The 15,265-nt window shown below is 64.1% G+C and carries 14 protein-coding genes; 7 read left to right on the plus strand and 7 right to left on the minus strand.

What is annotated here, in order from left to right:
- Window positions 1-23 precede the first annotated feature (23 nt).
- Window positions 24-461, plus strand: a complete 438-nt coding sequence (locus ACERI1_RS02400; protein ID WP_373616430.1) for a plastocyanin/azurin family copper-binding protein — start codon at window positions 24-26, stop codon at window positions 459-461.
- A 120-nt stretch (window positions 462-581) separates the two neighbouring features.
- Here the strand turns inward: ACERI1_RS02400 and ACERI1_RS02405 are convergent, their stop codons facing one another.
- The 6 genes from ACERI1_RS02405 to ACERI1_RS02430 all read right to left on the minus strand — a co-directional run bounded on the left by ACERI1_RS02405 (window position 582) and on the right by ACERI1_RS02430 (window position 7,364).
- Entirely contained in the window at window positions 582-1,223 is a 642-nt protein-coding gene (locus ACERI1_RS02405) for a 30S ribosomal protein S3ae (RefSeq protein WP_373616431.1), read from the minus strand.
- Window positions 1,220-1,525: a KEOPS complex subunit Pcc1 gene (locus ACERI1_RS02410; protein ID WP_373616432.1), complete on the minus strand. Its 306-nt coding sequence runs from the start codon at window positions 1,523-1,525 to the stop codon at window positions 1,220-1,222. Before ACERI1_RS02410 ends, ACERI1_RS02405 begins: the two co-directional genes overlap by 4 nt.
- Window positions 1,522-2,718 carry an exonuclease gene (locus ACERI1_RS02415; RefSeq protein ID WP_373616433.1) on the minus strand — a complete coding sequence of 399 codons (1,197 nt, stop codon included), beginning with the start codon at window positions 2,716-2,718 and terminating at the stop codon, window positions 1,522-1,524. The genes ACERI1_RS02410 and ACERI1_RS02415 overlap by 4 nt, the downstream gene beginning before the upstream one ends.
- 6 nt (window positions 2,719-2,724) lie before the next feature.
- Entirely contained in the window at window positions 2,725-3,195 is a 471-nt protein-coding gene (locus ACERI1_RS02420; RefSeq protein ID WP_373616434.1) for a 30S ribosomal protein S15, read from the minus strand.
- A 324-nt stretch (window positions 3,196-3,519) separates the two neighbouring features.
- Complete coding sequence (locus ACERI1_RS02425; RefSeq protein WP_373616435.1) at window positions 3,520-5,598, minus strand: type II secretion system F family protein; 2,079 nt, start codon at window positions 5,596-5,598, stop codon at window positions 3,520-3,522.
- On the minus strand, window positions 5,595-7,364 hold the full coding sequence (locus ACERI1_RS02430) for a type II/IV secretion system ATPase subunit (RefSeq protein ID WP_373616436.1): 1,770 nt from the start codon (window positions 7,362-7,364) through the stop codon (window positions 5,595-5,597). The genes ACERI1_RS02425 and ACERI1_RS02430 overlap by 4 nt, the downstream gene beginning before the upstream one ends.
- 133 nt (window positions 7,365-7,497) lie before the next feature.
- Between ACERI1_RS02430 and ACERI1_RS02435 the strand changes: the two genes are divergently transcribed.
- The 5 genes from ACERI1_RS02435 to ACERI1_RS02455 all read left to right on the plus strand — a co-directional run bounded on the left by ACERI1_RS02435 (window position 7,498) and on the right by ACERI1_RS02455 (window position 13,012).
- Window positions 7,498-7,965, plus strand: a complete 468-nt coding sequence (locus ACERI1_RS02435) for a DUF5793 family protein (RefSeq protein WP_373616437.1) — start codon at window positions 7,498-7,500, stop codon at window positions 7,963-7,965.
- 131 nt (window positions 7,966-8,096) lie between these two features.
- Window positions 8,097-9,269, plus strand: a complete 1,173-nt coding sequence (locus ACERI1_RS02440; protein ID WP_373616438.1) for an ABC transporter ATP-binding protein — start codon at window positions 8,097-8,099, stop codon at window positions 9,267-9,269.
- A gap of 260 nt (window positions 9,270-9,529) precedes the next feature.
- The gene (locus tag ACERI1_RS02445; RefSeq protein WP_373616439.1) at window positions 9,530-10,174 is read left to right on the plus strand and encodes a DUF998 domain-containing protein; all 645 of its coding nucleotides are present in this window, start codon (window positions 9,530-9,532) and stop codon (window positions 10,172-10,174) included.
- A 69-nt stretch (window positions 10,175-10,243) separates the two neighbouring features.
- The gene (locus ACERI1_RS02450) at window positions 10,244-10,522 is read left to right on the plus strand and encodes a UPF0058 family protein (protein ID WP_373616440.1); all 279 of its coding nucleotides are present in this window, start codon (window positions 10,244-10,246) and stop codon (window positions 10,520-10,522) included.
- 48 nt (window positions 10,523-10,570) lie between these two features.
- Window positions 10,571-13,012: a transcriptional regulator gene (locus ACERI1_RS02455; protein ID WP_373616441.1), complete on the plus strand. Its 2,442-nt coding sequence runs from the start codon at window positions 10,571-10,573 to the stop codon at window positions 13,010-13,012.
- Window positions 13,013-13,216: 204 nt separating this feature from the next.
- Here the strand turns inward: ACERI1_RS02455 and ACERI1_RS02460 are convergent, their stop codons facing one another.
- Entirely contained in the window at window positions 13,217-13,522 is a 306-nt protein-coding gene (locus ACERI1_RS02460) for a hypothetical protein (RefSeq protein WP_008009576.1), read from the minus strand.
- Window positions 13,523-13,830: 308 nt separating this feature from the next.
- Between ACERI1_RS02460 and ACERI1_RS02465 the strand changes: the two genes are divergently transcribed.
- Window positions 13,831-15,195, plus strand: a complete 1,365-nt coding sequence (locus ACERI1_RS02465; RefSeq protein ID WP_373616442.1) for an adenylosuccinate synthase — start codon at window positions 13,831-13,833, stop codon at window positions 15,193-15,195.
- The last annotated feature ends 70 nt before the right edge of the window (window positions 15,196-15,265 follow it).

The following is a 15,265-nucleotide window of genomic DNA, read 5'->3' on the forward strand; positions in this document are numbered from 1 at the left end:
GGCAACTGTCCTAACGAAGGGATATGCACCGGCGTGTCTATCTCGCTGCTGTCGGGACTGCCGTTTCAGCTGGTCTGGCAGGGTGTTCGTCCGCGATCAGTATCGGCGGGAGCGATCCCTGTGCTAGCGAGGACTGTCACATCGGTATGAACCGCACCGAGTTCCTCCCCGACGTCTACGAGATTTCCGTCGGCGACACTGTCGTCTGGAAAAATACGAGCGAAGCCGACCACACCGTCACCGCCTACGACAACGGGATCCCGGACGAAGCTGCCTTTTTCGCCACCGGTGGGTTCGAGAATCAAGAGTCGGCACGCCACGCCTGGCAAGGCCAACGCGGCGGTCGCCTCGGTCCGCGCGAGACGTTCGAACACACCTTCGAAGTGCCGGGCACCTACGAGTACTTCTGTATCCCACACGAACGCGCGGAGATGGACGGCAAGATCGTCGTCTCCGAGTGACGGCTGCGAGTCGAGTCAGTTCGGTCCTTCTATCGACACTCCCACTTCGCTCGAGCCGCCGGCTCCCGGCCGATGTGAGCTGCGAAAAAGGATCGAAAACGCGAGTATCGGCTGTGCGTCTCAGTCGTCTGCAGCGACGTCGTCTTCGTCGACGTCGACGGCGGTCGCTTCTTCTTCGGCGACTTCCTCGGGGTGGGCCTCGAGGGTGGTCTTCTGGATCTCGACACGGCGCAGCGGGTAGATCGTCTTGGCCTCGCCGTAGATGGCAGAGGAGAGCCGACCTTCGACGACGCTGTCGATGAGCTCCTCGAAGGAGCGCTCCTCGGCGGCGTCTTCGATCATTTCGACCATCTGCTCGCGGATGGCCTTCTCCTGACTTGCGTCGGCTTTCTTGGTCGTGAAGGCGACGGGCTGAATCTGGACGCGGTAGTCGTCCGTCGTGAGGACGGTGACGTAGGCCTCGATCTTCGAGGCACCGCGACGGACCAGCGAGCGCAGGTAGTCACGGGTCAGGGAGTGTTCCGTGAACTCCGTGTACGCCGAGTCGCTGCCGACGTCGGTGACCTTGAAGGTCAGCTTCGTGTTGTTCTCGCTGGCGTTGTTCGTGAGTTCGCCGAGCGTCGTTTCGATGGTTCGGTCGTAGACTTTCTCCGGTTCGTCAGCGGGGGTTTCGCCGAGTTCCTGGCGGTCGAACTGCTCGGGTGCCAGGACGGTGTACCACCGCTTCTCCTGTTTCGCACGTGAAACTGATCGTTCACTCATTGTGTGTCGTGTGTTGAGTCGCTATCGGGGTCGGACACAGGTCCCGTGTCCGTCGGTTCTGCGTGCTGTTCGGTCCGTGCCTGTGAAACGACGTCGATCGCGACCTCGAGGTTGACGACGTAGTCGTCGACCGTCGACTGGAGGCCACTGGTCGTCTCGCGTTCGATGTGCGTGACGACCGTTGCGGTCTCACCGTCACGGTCGACGGTCGTCTCCATCTCGTCGGTGTTGTCCGGGCGAAGCGCCCGCGCGACGAGCGTCGCGTCGTCGTGGTCCGTCCGAATCGTCGCGTGACGGCTCATAGCAGGTCCCTCACTGCCGCGATGATCGTCGTGTCGTCCACGTCGGGGTCGAATCGCAGGTAGCCACGCCGCCTGCCGCCATCATAGTCGACATCGGCGTCAGGCGCTCGCTCCGTGAGTTCGCGGGCAACCCTCTCGAGGGTCGCACCGAGCGAGTCAGCGTCGCGGGTCGCGATCGCCGCCTCACCATCTCCGACAGCGAGGACGGCTGATTCGGGCGACCGGTAGGTAACTCCGACTCGTGCAACCGCGTCGACGGGACCGTCATCGATGCCGACGACGAACAGCCCGTCGTAGCGGCCGGTCGAGCCGTCCCTGAGCGCGGCGTGTGCGCGGCGACCGTACTCACGCCAGCCCTCGAGCGCCCGCTCGCGGACATCGTGCCCCATCGCGAGCGCGACGCCAGTGCCGGGGTCTACGCTGGCCGTGGCCTCGAGCACGTCGGCGAAGCCACCGAGCGTCGCGAACGGTCCGTCGGACGTCGCATACGGCTGCAACGCTCGACCGATCGTTGTCGCAGCGGTGTCGGTCGCCCCGTCGGCACCGACGACGTCGAGTGCGACCACCGAGCCGATCGCCCGATGGACGTCCGCGTCGAAGTCGGCGGGATCACCGTCGACGACGTCCGCGAGCGCCTCGCGGGTCGCGTCAGGGTCGCCCGACCACGGCGCGTGCAGCCGCGTCGAGTGTGCGAGCCCGTCGACCGGATCGTCGGTCGGGATCGCGACGCCCGGTCGCTGCTCGAGCAGGCCCTGCTCGCGTGCGGCTGTTTCGAGCCATTCGCTTTCGCCCGCGCCGGGGTCGCCACCGCTTGCGACGATGCCGGCGAGTGCGACGACCGGGTCCGGCGTCACGTCGAGGTCGCGGACGAGATCGACTGCCTCGAGGGTCGCTGGCCGATCGGGTGTCGCAAGTTGGATGACGTCGTCCGCGTCGGCAACCGCGTCAGCGGTGCCGACGACGACCGTCACGTCGTCCTTGCGCGTCGATGTGTGAACCCGTTCGGATCGTGCCGCGACTGTGCGTGCGACGGTCACCTGAAACGGCGTCTCGCTCGCATCGAGCGCGCTCGCGAGCAATCCGCTCGCGGCGAGTGCGTCGCCATCGGCGCGGGCGATTAGCCGAACGAAGCCGGCGCTCTCGAGCGCGTTCGTGGCGGACGCCGGCTCGGCGGATCGACCCTCGGTGGACATACAGTGTTACTCGTTCTCGAGGAGCTCGACTGCGACGTCGTAGGAGTACGTGAAGTCGGGCTCGAGTTCGTCGCCGCGGTAGTAGTCGACCAGACGGCGAACCTTCGCTTCGGTGTTCTGCAGGGCGCGCTTGTTCTGGTGGTCCTGCTGGTTCTCGCGGACGTGTTCGCGCAGGCGCACCGCACGCTCCATCAGGTTCCGGAGGTCCTCGGGGATGTCTGACGTGGCGTCGTTTTCCTCGAGGATCTCGGTGACTTTCTTCCCGGTCGCCAGCTTGACGTCCGGGACGGGCGTACCGGTGACGCCTTCGTCACGCAGCTTCATCCCAATCTGGCTGGGATCGTAGCCCTGCTCTGCCAGTTCGACGACCCGAGATTCGATGTCTTCTGGGTCGACGTCGCTCCACTCCGGCGGTTCGTCTGCCGACGGCTTGTCCGAACCGGACGAGCCGCGACGGCGGGTGTGCATTCGTGCCATTGTTTGAGGATAGGAATCGCACTGACCGCTCGTGTCTGCTGTCGACAGCAGTCACGAGTCCCGTTTGGGGCCCGTCACCGTCGACAGCAGCCGGCTCTCGCCGTGCACTTCCGCAATCCCAAGCCACCCGGAAAAGGGGGTGACACAGTCGGATTTGCGGCCGTGCGCTTCCCACCTTCGCTACCGTCGTGGAGGACTAAAGGGTTTCTACACGACGCCGTCCGTCGTGGTCACGCCCTCGCTCATACGGACTCCTGTCAGTCGGTGCCGGTGGAACCGCGACCGTCCTGCGGTCGGGCCAGGACAGCGGCACAGCAGACCGTCTCAGAGCACGACCGTAAAGATCAGCACGGCGAGTCCGAGCATGGCAGCGGCGTGTTTCGCGCCCGCTCTCACGTCGCCGGTACTCAACTGACCGGCGAGCAGCCCCGAGAAGAGCCCCTGTACGAGTGTCGCGTGATAGAACAGTGTGGCGTAGGCGTCTGAATCGACAGTGGAGAACCCGCCGAGTCCGCTGAGATCTGTCCCGGCTCCGTCAGTGAGTGCTGCACTGTCGGTCGGAAGTTGTGGAATCAGATAGCCCGCGAGCACCGCGATGATGAACAGGAAGACGAGAAACGAGACGTAGACCACAACTGTGTACTCGACCATCGATCGCTTGCGCTCGCGCTCGAGGCGGCGATCGGCTGCCGCCTGTCGGGCGGCGATCCGAAGGGTGGTCGCGAGATTGCCGCTGGCGTTCATCGACTCGGTGAGCAGGGTGACGACTCGACCGATCGATCGGGTGCCGACGCGGGCCTCGAGCCGCTGGAGTGCCGTTTGCACGTCGGCACCCCACTGCACGTCAGCTCGGACCCGGTCGAGTTCGGCGCTGAGCGGACCCAGTTCCGATCCCCGGACCCGGTCGATCGCCGCCACGATCGATAGGCCGGCCTCGTTGACGCTGGCGAGTCGATCGAGCAAGTCCGGAACTGCGGCTTCGATCGCCGCGAGTCGCCGCCGGTGGCGTTCGTACGCGATCGCGAAGACGGTCACGACGCCGAAGGTACCGACGGCGATGGTATCGTCGACCGCAGTCACGTCGAACCCGCCTGCGAGCGCCGCCGGAAGCCGACTGGCTATCGCTGTGAGCACGAGCGGGACGGTGACGACGAGCGTCAGCGACGGTCGCTCGAGGATCGTCCGAACCGGGTGGCCAAACCGGTCGCGCAGCCCCTGCAGTCGGCGGTAGTACCGAACTCGCTCGACGTTCGGGTGTGGTCGCGGGCCCGGTCCGGTGCTGGTGGTCGCTGCTGGTCGATCCGATCGAACTGCGGTCGTCTCGGTGGGCTCTGACGCTCCGTCGAGCCCGCTGCTGGGATCGAGTTTCTCCGTCATCGTACTCAGATACACCATGAACCCGAGGTTGGCGATCGGCAAGAGCAGGTAGACGAGCACCTGTAACTGCCCAAACGTCTCACCGGCGGCGATCCCGATGACGACGAGGATCGTAATGAGAAACAGCGGCCCCGCAACCAGCACCGTGACGTAGGCCTCCGCCAGCGTCGAGAGCAACTCGAGGATGCTCTCTTGCTGGGAGTCGGCCTCTTCGCGGAAGTCCTGATACTGGCGCTCGAGGAACGGGGCGAGTCCGTGGCCGCTCTGGAGGACGCTGACGAGGTTGTCGGTGAACTCCCGAAACTGGGGGCTGGGCGAGCGCCGACCCATTCGCTGGAGAGCGGTGATGACGTCGGTGCCGAACGTGTCCATACTTCGAACGGCGACCGAAAACTCGGTGGCGGGTTCCCCGTAGGTCGCTTCCTGGTCGGCGACGACACGGACGATGTCCGGGACCGCCATACCGCTTTGTGAAAGCGAGTAAATGAACGCGACCGTTGCGGGGAGCCCCGCTTCGATCCGTCGGGCGCGCGCGTCGGCGACGTAGCCGGGATACCACCACCGGAGCCAGTACGTGATGCCGCCGGTGATGGCACCGAGCGTGAGCGCAGCCCCGCCGAAGAGGACGACCAGTTCGCCGAGTGAGAGCGATGGCAGCCCACCAAGCGATGCGAGGACGGCGAGGGAATCCGGGAGCGCCGCACGTAACGTGTCGGTATCGACCGAAAGCAGTACCAGGAGGCCCCAAGCGGCGTAGACGCCGACGATCGAGCCGACGACAGCGGCGATGGTCGCGTACAGCAGCGTCAGCGAGCCGTACTCGCGGATCGTCGTCGGCCACTGTGCGGCACGTAACGCCGCCTGCCTGTCCGGACGTTCATCTCGGATCGTCACGACGGCGGAGCCGAACAGTCGGATCGCGATCCGGCTGAGAACGCGGTCGACGCGACCGACGTATCTGCTGACCGCGATCGGCAGACACAGCGCCATCGCAACGACCAGCGGAACGACGGTTACAATCCTCATCCGTCTCGAGCGTCGTGTTCGGGTTCGATCGGGCTATCGACGCTCGCAGCGGTCGGTTCGTCGCTGTCACCGTCGCTCTCATCGGCGATTCGCTCGAGGACCTGCTCCGGATCGCGGTAGTACTTGTTGACGAGCGCGCTGAACCGTCGGTAGTCGCTGCCGCCGGTCGTCTGAAGGTACTCGAGGAACCGTGTTCGGTTTCTGAGTTCGGTCAGCAGTTCCTGCTGACTCCAGCCGCGTTCGTCACGGATCTCCGAGAGGAGTTTGCTCCCCTCGTTTCGGAACCGGTCGGTCTGTCCCTCCCACGTGTAGGCCATCGAGTAGTCGAGTTCGCCGGTTCGCTGGTCGACGCCCTCGATTTCGGCGATGACCTTGTTCCGGCGGACGCGCTGGCCATCGACGCGGGTCTGTGTCTGCACCGAGAGCACGTCGAGGCTCTGGACCATCGCCCGCGGGACGTTGATCGGGTCGTTCTCGAGGCGGTTGATCGCTGTCTGGACCGAATCGGCGTGCATCGTCGAGTAAGTCGTGTGGCCGGTGTTCATCGCCTGAAAGAGCGTCATGGCTTCCTCGCCGCGGACCTCGCCGACGAGGATGTATTCGGGCCGGTGGCGGAGTGCAGAGCGCAACAGATCGTACATCGTCACGTCCCGTACCTCGTGAACGCGTTCGCGCGTGATCGCGGAGAGCCAGTTGTCGTGTGAGAGCTGGAGTTCGCGCGTGTCTTCGATCGTCAACACCTTCGATCGCGGGGGGATGAACATCGAGATGGCGTTCATGCTCGTCGTCTTTCCCGATGCGGTGCCGCCCGCGAACAGCAGGCTCTTGTTGTGCTCGATCGCGAGCCAGAGATAGGCCAGTTGCTCGACGCTGAACGTCCCGTACTCGAGCAAGTCGATCGGCGTGAAGGGGTCGTCGGCGTACTTCCGGATGGTAAACGCAGAGCCCCGTGGGGTCACTTCCTCGCCCAGCGCGAGTTCGGCCCGGGAGCCGTCGGGAAGGGTCGTGTTGACCACCGGGTCCCCGATGGAGATGTGTTGTCCCGAGTGCTGGGCCAGTTTGACGACGAACTGATCGAGCGTCGATTTCCCGAAGCTGACGTCCGTCTCGATGTCGGTGTACTCGTCGTGATAGACGAACAGCGGCAGGTCGTAACCGTCACACGAGATGTCCTCGACGTGGGGATCGTGCATGATCGGCTCGAGCGGCCCGTAACCCCGAAACTCGCGGTAGATGTGGTAAAACAGTCGGTAGAACGTCGCCGTCTCGATGTCGGCCCCGTAGCGCTCGAGATACTCACGGATCGTCTCCCGTAACACCGCTTCGGCGTCGTGGCTCTCGCCGTCGTCTTCCCGGTACAGCAGCGGATCGCGGACGTCTTCGAGCAGCACCTCGAGCAGGACCGCCTCGTCCTCGCGAAGCGACGGCTCGACGGTCCGGTACTGGTGTTCGTCCGCCTCGTGATCGTAACCGATCGAGACGAACGAGAACGGTGCGTCGACCCAGTAGCGGTCGATCTCCTCGAGCCCGTCGGGATCGTCGAACGTGACCAGCGGGCTGTGGACCGCTGGTTCGTAGTCACCGCCGTCGACCGTCGACCCCCGAAGCGTTTCGACGAGTCGTCGCACTGTTCGACGAGCGGTGTCGATCGTCGACTCGTGGCGCTCGCCCGCGTCGGCTCCCGAATCGGCCTGCGACCCGGGGCCGGGACCGCTCTCGCGACCGGTCGTCGTGTCGCTCGAGTCGTCAGTTGCTGGGATATCCATCGATAGCTGGGTTCGTGACACGTCCGGACGCGACGCTCATAAAGGAGACGGCCAACCGTGGCTGGCCGTCCCTCGATTCGAATCCCCTGTGCGTTACGTTCATACCGCGCGAGGCCGAAGGAACACGTACGGAATGAGGCGCGAGCACTTCACGTTAGATGTCACCAATATCGACTGGGCCGAAACTGACGGCGAGCCGAAAAAACCCTCGGTAGCGATCGACTTCACCGGCCCGGAAGCGATGCTTCGCGAGCGCCTGACTGGTCCCGACGGCGACGTTCTCGAGGCGAGCGAAACGGACACAGCCCTCCGATTGCAGGGACCGCTCGAGGACGATACTGCGGGGGTAGTGAGCGTGACCAACCGCATCACCGGCGAGTTCATCCTCGAACTCAACGAAGACGCTGGCGACGTCTTGCAGTTCATCCGTGCCGCACGGCGCTACGGCGAGACCGCCGGCGACGAGGGCCAGTATCGCGTCGAAATCACGCTTGATGGCGAGCCGTTCGTCAGCTACGACAAGCGAACGTTTCTCGTCTACGACGACGAGGGCAGCCTGCTTCGCCAACACAGCCTGATCCCAAGCGGCGTCGAACTCTAATCGCGAGCGGGTTCGCCCGCTGTTCTCCCGAGGGAACCGCTAGTTCCGCCGTCTGGAACTGAACCGGCAATTATAAGTTATTTAGGCACGCCTAAATGGATGTGCGCCGGCAGCTGCCGGAGGGGCGATACATGGCTAACGGAGAACTGCTTACGACGGCGGTCGAGAACCGATCCAAAGAATCGACGACGAGTGAGACAGTTCTCGAACTCGACGGTATCGCGAAACGCTACGGGAACCAGGAAGTCATCGGCGACCTCTCGATCGCCGTCCGCGACGGCGAAATCCTGACCCTGCTCGGCCCGTCCGGCTGTGGCAAGACCACGACGCTGCGGCTGATCGCCGGCCTCGAGAAACCCAACGCCGGCCAGATTCGATTGCAAGGCGAACCCGTCTCGGGCGACGATCGGTTCATCCCACCGGAAGACCGCAACGTCGGCGTCGTCTTTCAGGACTTCGCGCTGTTTCCACACCTGACTGCTCGCGAAAACGTCGCCTTCGGCTTGCAGGATCGCGCCGAGAGCGAGCGTGCACGTCGTGTCGACGAACTACTCGAACTCGTCGGCCTCGAGACCCACGGCGACCACTATCCGGGCGAACTCTCCGGCGGCCAGCAACAGCGAATCGCGCTCGCGCGCTCGCTGGCTCCCGAACCCGAGATGCTGTTGCTCGACGAACCCTTCTCGAGTCTGGACGTGGACCTGCGTGTCGAGATGCGCGAGGAGGTTCGCCGCATCATCAAGCAGACGGGCGTCACCGCGATCTCTGTGACCCACGACCAGGAGGAGGCGCTGTCCATTTCCGACCGCGTCGCCGTGATGAACGACGGCGACATCGAACAGATCGACACCCCCCAGCAGGTCTTCCAGCAGCCCGAGTCACGCTTCGTCGCGGGCTTTCTGGGCCACGCCAGTTTCCTCTCGGGTGAGGTCCACGGTGACAGCGTCGACACCGCACTCGGCCGCGTCCTGCGGGACGACGTTCATGGGCTGGCCCACCAGTACGACGGCTCCGTCGTCGACCTCCTCGTTCGCCCCGACGACGTGACAGCCTACCCTGCCGACGGGCCGGAAGTCGACGGTCGCGTCGTCTATCGGCGCTATCTCGGCCCGACCGTCCTCTATCGCGTCGAACTCGACGGCGGCGAAACGATCGAGTGTATGCACAACCACTCCGATCATATCGACTTAGACGAGCGCGTCGGCGTCCGCGTCACCGCTGACCACAACCTCGCGTGGTTCCCCGCGGATCACCGCGAGGGAGTCGAAGTCGACGCGGACGGAACCCCCACTGACGACGACTGATCGCACTCGCACCGTCGTCTCTCCGTTCTCGACTCTCCAGTCGACCCCCCCATCCGTTTGCTTTTGCCCCGTTTCCGGTCGCTTACTCGAGTCCGTACGGCCTGTGGCGCAAATGGACGCCTGTCAGTGGATGCCGGCAGGTCCACGACACGGCCTGCGGTCCCACCGGGACACCGTGACAGCAGACCGAACCAGCGCTGTCGCTTATGTTAGCTGCCCGAACGGTCACTTTGATACCGATGCACACGTGAGTCGGTGCTATGGCCGACAGAACGAGGATCGCAACGTACTGCGGGTTTGCCGCCCCGACCGTCGCGCTGGGCGCGATTGCCCTCGCGACGATCGTCGCCCCGCCCGAGACGTTCACGTGGCACGATCGGGCGCTCTCGGAGATGGGTCGGTACGGTGCCCCGACGTTTTGGCTATTCAATGGCGGCCTGATCGTGGGCGGGCTGCTCGGCCTGCCGTTCGTCTGGCGCTGCTGGCTTGCGAGTCGCAACGCCGTCGAACGCCTCGGCATCGTCCTCCTGGTGATCGCGGTCGGCGGCCTGATCGGTGTCGCCGTCTTCTTTCTCGAGCACACGGCAGTCTACCTCGAGACGAGTCTACACGGGCTCGCGGCGCTGGCGGTATTCAGCGTGGCCCCGTTTGCGAGCTGGGTCTATGGAACGGGGGCGGCGCTGGCTGATGACGGTCGCCTCGCGGTCGCGTCGTTTTGGCTCGGAATCGTCCATCCGCTCGCGTGGCTGGGCTGGCTGCTGTCGCTCGGTGGACGCGTCGATACCGGCACGTGGTTTGCCGTCCCCGAGTTCGTCGCCGCCGTCGCCTTCGGCGGCTGGATTCTCACGCTTGCAGTCGCCCATCGGTATCGAGACGACAGCAGGTCGACTGCTCCCAGCCGCTGAGCGGTCGGACTCGGTTTTGCGACACGTGGCCACACAACGCTTAAATCGAAACCCTTCCTAACGGCGCGTATGCATAAGGACGAACTCCTCGAGCTCCACGAAGAACTCGTCGTCATCATGGAGTACTTCTCGGAGCGCGAGGAGGTCGACGAAACGCTGTTCGATCCCTACCGCCAGCTCGACGTCGACCCCTCGCACGTCCACAAGTCGAAAAGTGAACACAAACACGCGGTCTTCGTCCTCGGCAACGCACTCGCCAACGCGATGAGCGAAGACGAGTTCTCGAGCGCCGGTCGAATCGGCAAGCGGATGAAAGAACTCGCCGAGGACGCAGAATCTAAGATATAGAGACAGTCTAGGCGAAACGTATTTGGTGTGGTTCCCGCTTGTTGACGTATGGATCCGCGCACGCAAGAGCGCGTCGAGGAGTGGGACTCCCGCCCGTTCACCGGCGGTTTCGACGGGCTCTCCGATCTCGCCCACGCTGATTTCTCTGGCGTTGTGTCGGCGGTTGGGACCTGGCTCTGTATGCTCAACGGTCGCATTGTCGGCATCATCGACGGCGATATCGATGACTTCGAAACCGCCTCGGGAACGTGTTATGAGGCACCTCACCCGTCGCTGCCCTTGCTCTGTACGATGGAAGAACAGGGCGGCGAGACGCGAGCGAAGTATTACACCAACGAAACAGCACTTCGGGAAGTCGACAACACGCTCCAGAGCGGGTCGTTCACCGGATACGTCGAACTGAGCGAGAACGTGCTCAGTGGCGACTACTACGCCGTCTACTACGGTGGCCGTCGGATGGCCGCGGCGTACATCGGTAATGCCGAACGGCTGCTCACCGGCGAGGAGGCGTTCGACCGAGCGGCCGACGAGGTCGGCATCTACGAGGTTATCGACGTCGAGATCGACGTTGTCGACGTTCCTGGGACCGACTCGGCATCGGAAGCTGACCCGACGACCGAGTCCGCCCCCTCCGACACTGCAGTCGAGGCCGGTGCTCCCAGCACGACGAGCGATGACGGCTCGGAGCCCGACTCGGCGGAGTCATCGATCGAACCGATCGACATCTCGAGCACCGACGCAGTCGACGCCGCAGACGTGTCTGGGGCCGATTCGACTGAAGCCGTTACCGACGAGTCGGCACAGCCGTCCGAGATCGACCCAACGGATGATCCGTCGGGCATCACAGCGACTGACAGCAGTGAGGGCGAATCCGAGCCACCATCGGCTGGGATCACCGAGTCGGGCCCCGCCGATGACGCCGAACCGGCGTCCGCAGCCGAGACATCCGCTGACGACGAGACACGCCAGAACCTGGACCAAGACGCCCCGCTGGAGTCTGAACCGACCGACTCCGACTCAGTATCGACGCCGGTCGCGTCGGCTGGCGAGCCGTCGACACTGAATGCCGATGGCGCGACTGACCCAGACCTCGAAGAAATCGAAGCGGCAGCCGAGGTACTCGACCGAAACGGGATCTCCTGGGTCGACGACGATGACGAGCCAGCGACTGGCTTGGCCAGCGAGTCCGCCACCGAGTCCGAAACGACGGCCACGGGCGACGGACTCGAAGAAGAGTTCGAACGCGAAGAGGAGTGGCGCGAGACGCGACGCATTCCGTCGATCGATCCGGACAACAGCGACTCGGCCACAGACTCGAGCACGGGCGGGCGTGAACTACGGATGGACCAGCCGTCGGCGACGTCCGACGCGAACGCGGACGAGACGTCGTCCGCTGTGCAATCCGATACCCAGCCTTCGGATCGAACCGCTGCATCGACGCCGTCGACGCCGTCAACCGCGGGTTCGTCCGACTCTCGTGAGGATGGATCGCGCGCGCAGGGAGCCCGAACACAGACCACCACGACCGACGCACACAGCGAGCAGGTTGCGACGCTCACCGAGAAAGTCGAGACGCTGCAGGAACAGCGCGACTCGCTCGCGACGAAAGCCGAAGAACTCGAGGCCGAACGCGATCGGCTGCACGCCGAGAACGACGATCTGTCCGCGACGGTCGAGCGACTCCAGTCCCGAATCGACGACCTCGAGACGGAACTCGAGCAGGCTCAGTCGCGTGTGGACGATAGCGCGACATCCGACGCTGGCACCCAGCTCTCACCGCAGCAGGCGCTCTCGCAGACGAACCTCTTCGTCAGATACGCCTCGAAGAGCCAGCCGACCCTCGAGACGGCCCACGACGGCGACGCCGATCGCAGCGAGGTCGCCTCGAACCTGCGACTGGAACACCACACTGGATTCGACTCGAGTGACGCGGTCGTCGACGGGAAATCTTACGACGACTTCCTCGAGACGACGATGGAGCATCGGTTCGTCGACTGGCTCACCGAGATGCTCCTGTACGAAATCCGTGATACCGGGAACGCGGACGGACTGGGCGATCTCTACGATGCGATCCCGCGAATCGATCGGGCCGAACTCGGCGCGACGATCTCGCTTGCCGACGACGACACCGAAGACGTCCCCGAGCAGGTGACCTTCGACATCGTCGCGTTCGACAAGATGGGGAACCCGTTACTGCTGGTCACGCTCAACGACTCGCGCGAGCCTGCGACGAAAGACTTACTCGCCGAACTCGAGGAAGCCGCCTCCGCGGTCAAGGCCAACTATCCTGATCTGGCAGCTGCGATCGCCGTCACCTCGAGTTACTTCGAGCCCGGCGCGCTCGAGGTGGCCGAACAGGCGACGAGTAGCGGCTTCCTCAGCCGCAGCTCGAAGCTGAGTTACGTTAACCTCTCGCGGAAATCCGGCTACCATCTCTGTCTCGTCGAGTCGCGCTCGGAAGGCTTCCACATGAACGTGCCGGAGCTATAGCGGTCGCGCTCGGCGCTGTTACCGTCTGTCTGTTCTGTGTCGCTCTCACGTCGCTGCAGAAAGCAGCCGCTCAGACTGGTGTCTGAAACGATCGGGTGCTCGAGCGCCCGCGGCTGCGAAACGTGGCAGAAAGCAGTTACTCCGTCCGTGTCGCACCGGCGTCGATCGCGGGGACGGGCGACAACGTCCGACGTGGACGAGAGTCTAGCCTTCGATCTCTGCGACGTCTTCGATCTTCATGCCGTCGAGCTTGTCGACGATGTCGTCGAGCTTGTCGTCGAGTTCGTCGACGAACTCGGCGGTGCGCTCGGTCTTGATCGCACCCTGGCTCGAGGGCTCGATGAGGTTTTCTTCCTCGAGAACGCGAAGCGAGTAGCGGACTTTGTGGTGCGGGTAGCCCGTCTCGTTCGACATCTTGACGATCCCGATAGGTTCGTTCTCGATGACCATCTTCAGGACCTGCAGATGTCGTTCCAACATATCGACTTCCTTCTCAAGTCGGTCTATCATGGCATTTGTTAACTTGTCTTTGGGCCTTTTAAAAGTTACTCTCGAGCGCTGAAACGACGTTGCCCAACCTGTCAATCGCTCCTGTCAGTAGTTAACGCTTCCGATGTGGCCAGTTTCCTGTCGCTGGGTGTGTCTCTCTCAGCGAGTTATACGACTGGCAGCGAGCGGTCCGGGGTTCGGTCGTCCGCATGCTGGTTGGACACCGTGATAGGGAGCGTCGATCGGTCGGTGGTCAACGTTGTGGAGTTCGGTGTCGGCACCCGTATACCGTAATCTGTTTATCGGCCCGGCAAGAACCCGTCGCTGTTATGACCGTCACTATCGTCGGGTCGCAACTCGGCGACGAAGGCAAGGGTGGGGTCGTCGACCTGTACGGCGACGCCGCCGATGTCGTTGCCCGGTATCAGGGCGGCGACAACGCTGGCCATACCGTCGTACACGACGGAGAGAAGTACAAACTGTCGCTCGTGCCGTCGGGTGCCGTTCGCGGAAAGATCGGCGTCCTCGGCAACGGCTGTGTCGTCAACCCCGAGACGCTGTTCGACGAGATCGACACGCTCCGCGATCGCGGCCTCGAGCCTGACGTCCGCGTCGCCGAGCGCGCACACGTTATCCTCCCCTATCACCGCGCGCTCGACGGCATCGAAGAGGAAGAAAAAGACGACCTCGCCGCCGGCACGACCAAACGCGGCATCGGCCCGACCTACGAGGACAAAGCGGGCCGCCGCGGTGTCCGGATCGGCGACCTGCTCGACCCCGACGCGCTACGCGAACGCCTCGAGTACGTCGTTCCTCAGAAGAAGGCCCTCGCTGAGGAGGTCTTCGAGAAGGAAACCGGCGAGGAGTTCGACATCGAGCACCTCTACGAGACCTATCGCGAGTACGGCGAGCGCCTCGAAGAGGAAGGGATGACCGTCGACTGCGGAGACTTCCTGCAGGAACGGATCGATGCCGGCGACAACGTCATGCTCGAGGGCGCACAGGGAACGTCGCTCGACATCGACCACGGCGTCTACCCCTACGTCACCTCCTCGAACCCGAGTTCGGGTGGCGCGAGCGTCGGCACCGGCCTCGGCCCGACGGTCGTCGGCCAGGGAGACGTCATCGGCATCGTCAAAGCCTACCTCTCGCGAGTCGGCACGGGCCCGCTTCCGACCGAACTCGGCGGTGTCGAGGATCAGACGCCCGACTACGACGCCGACGAGGGCGCCGGCGACGACGAAGAGGAACTCGCGACCTACATCCGCGACGAGGGTGGGGAGTACGGTACCGTCACCGGTCGCCCCCGCCGTGTCGGGTGGCTCGACATGCCCATGTTGCGGCACGCGACCCGCGCGAACGGCTTTACGGGGCTTGCGATCAACCACATCGACGTGCTGGCCGGCCTCGACGAGGTGAAAGTCGGACACAGCTACGAGTTCGATGGTGAGGAAATCTTCACGATGCCCCCGACGACCGAAGCCTGGGGCCGCTGTGAGGCCATCTTCAAGTCCTTCGACGGCTGGCCTGAAGTCGACTGGGCCGAAGTCGCCGCCGAGGGCTACGAGGCGATCCCAGAGAACGCACGGACCTACCTCGAGTACATCAGTGACGAACTCGAGACGCCGATCTACGCGGTCGGTGTCGGCCCTGGCCGCGAGGAGACCGTCGTCGTCGAGAACCCCTACGAGTAGTCATCGCACTCTCACGGTTGCGTGTGATGCGGTCGGGACGTTCCCGAAACCTTTTGCTGCAGGCGACGAG

The organism is Natrinema sp. HArc-T2 (genome assembly GCF_041821085.1).
GTDB lineage: Archaea > Halobacteriota > Halobacteria > Halobacteriales > Natrialbaceae > Natrinema.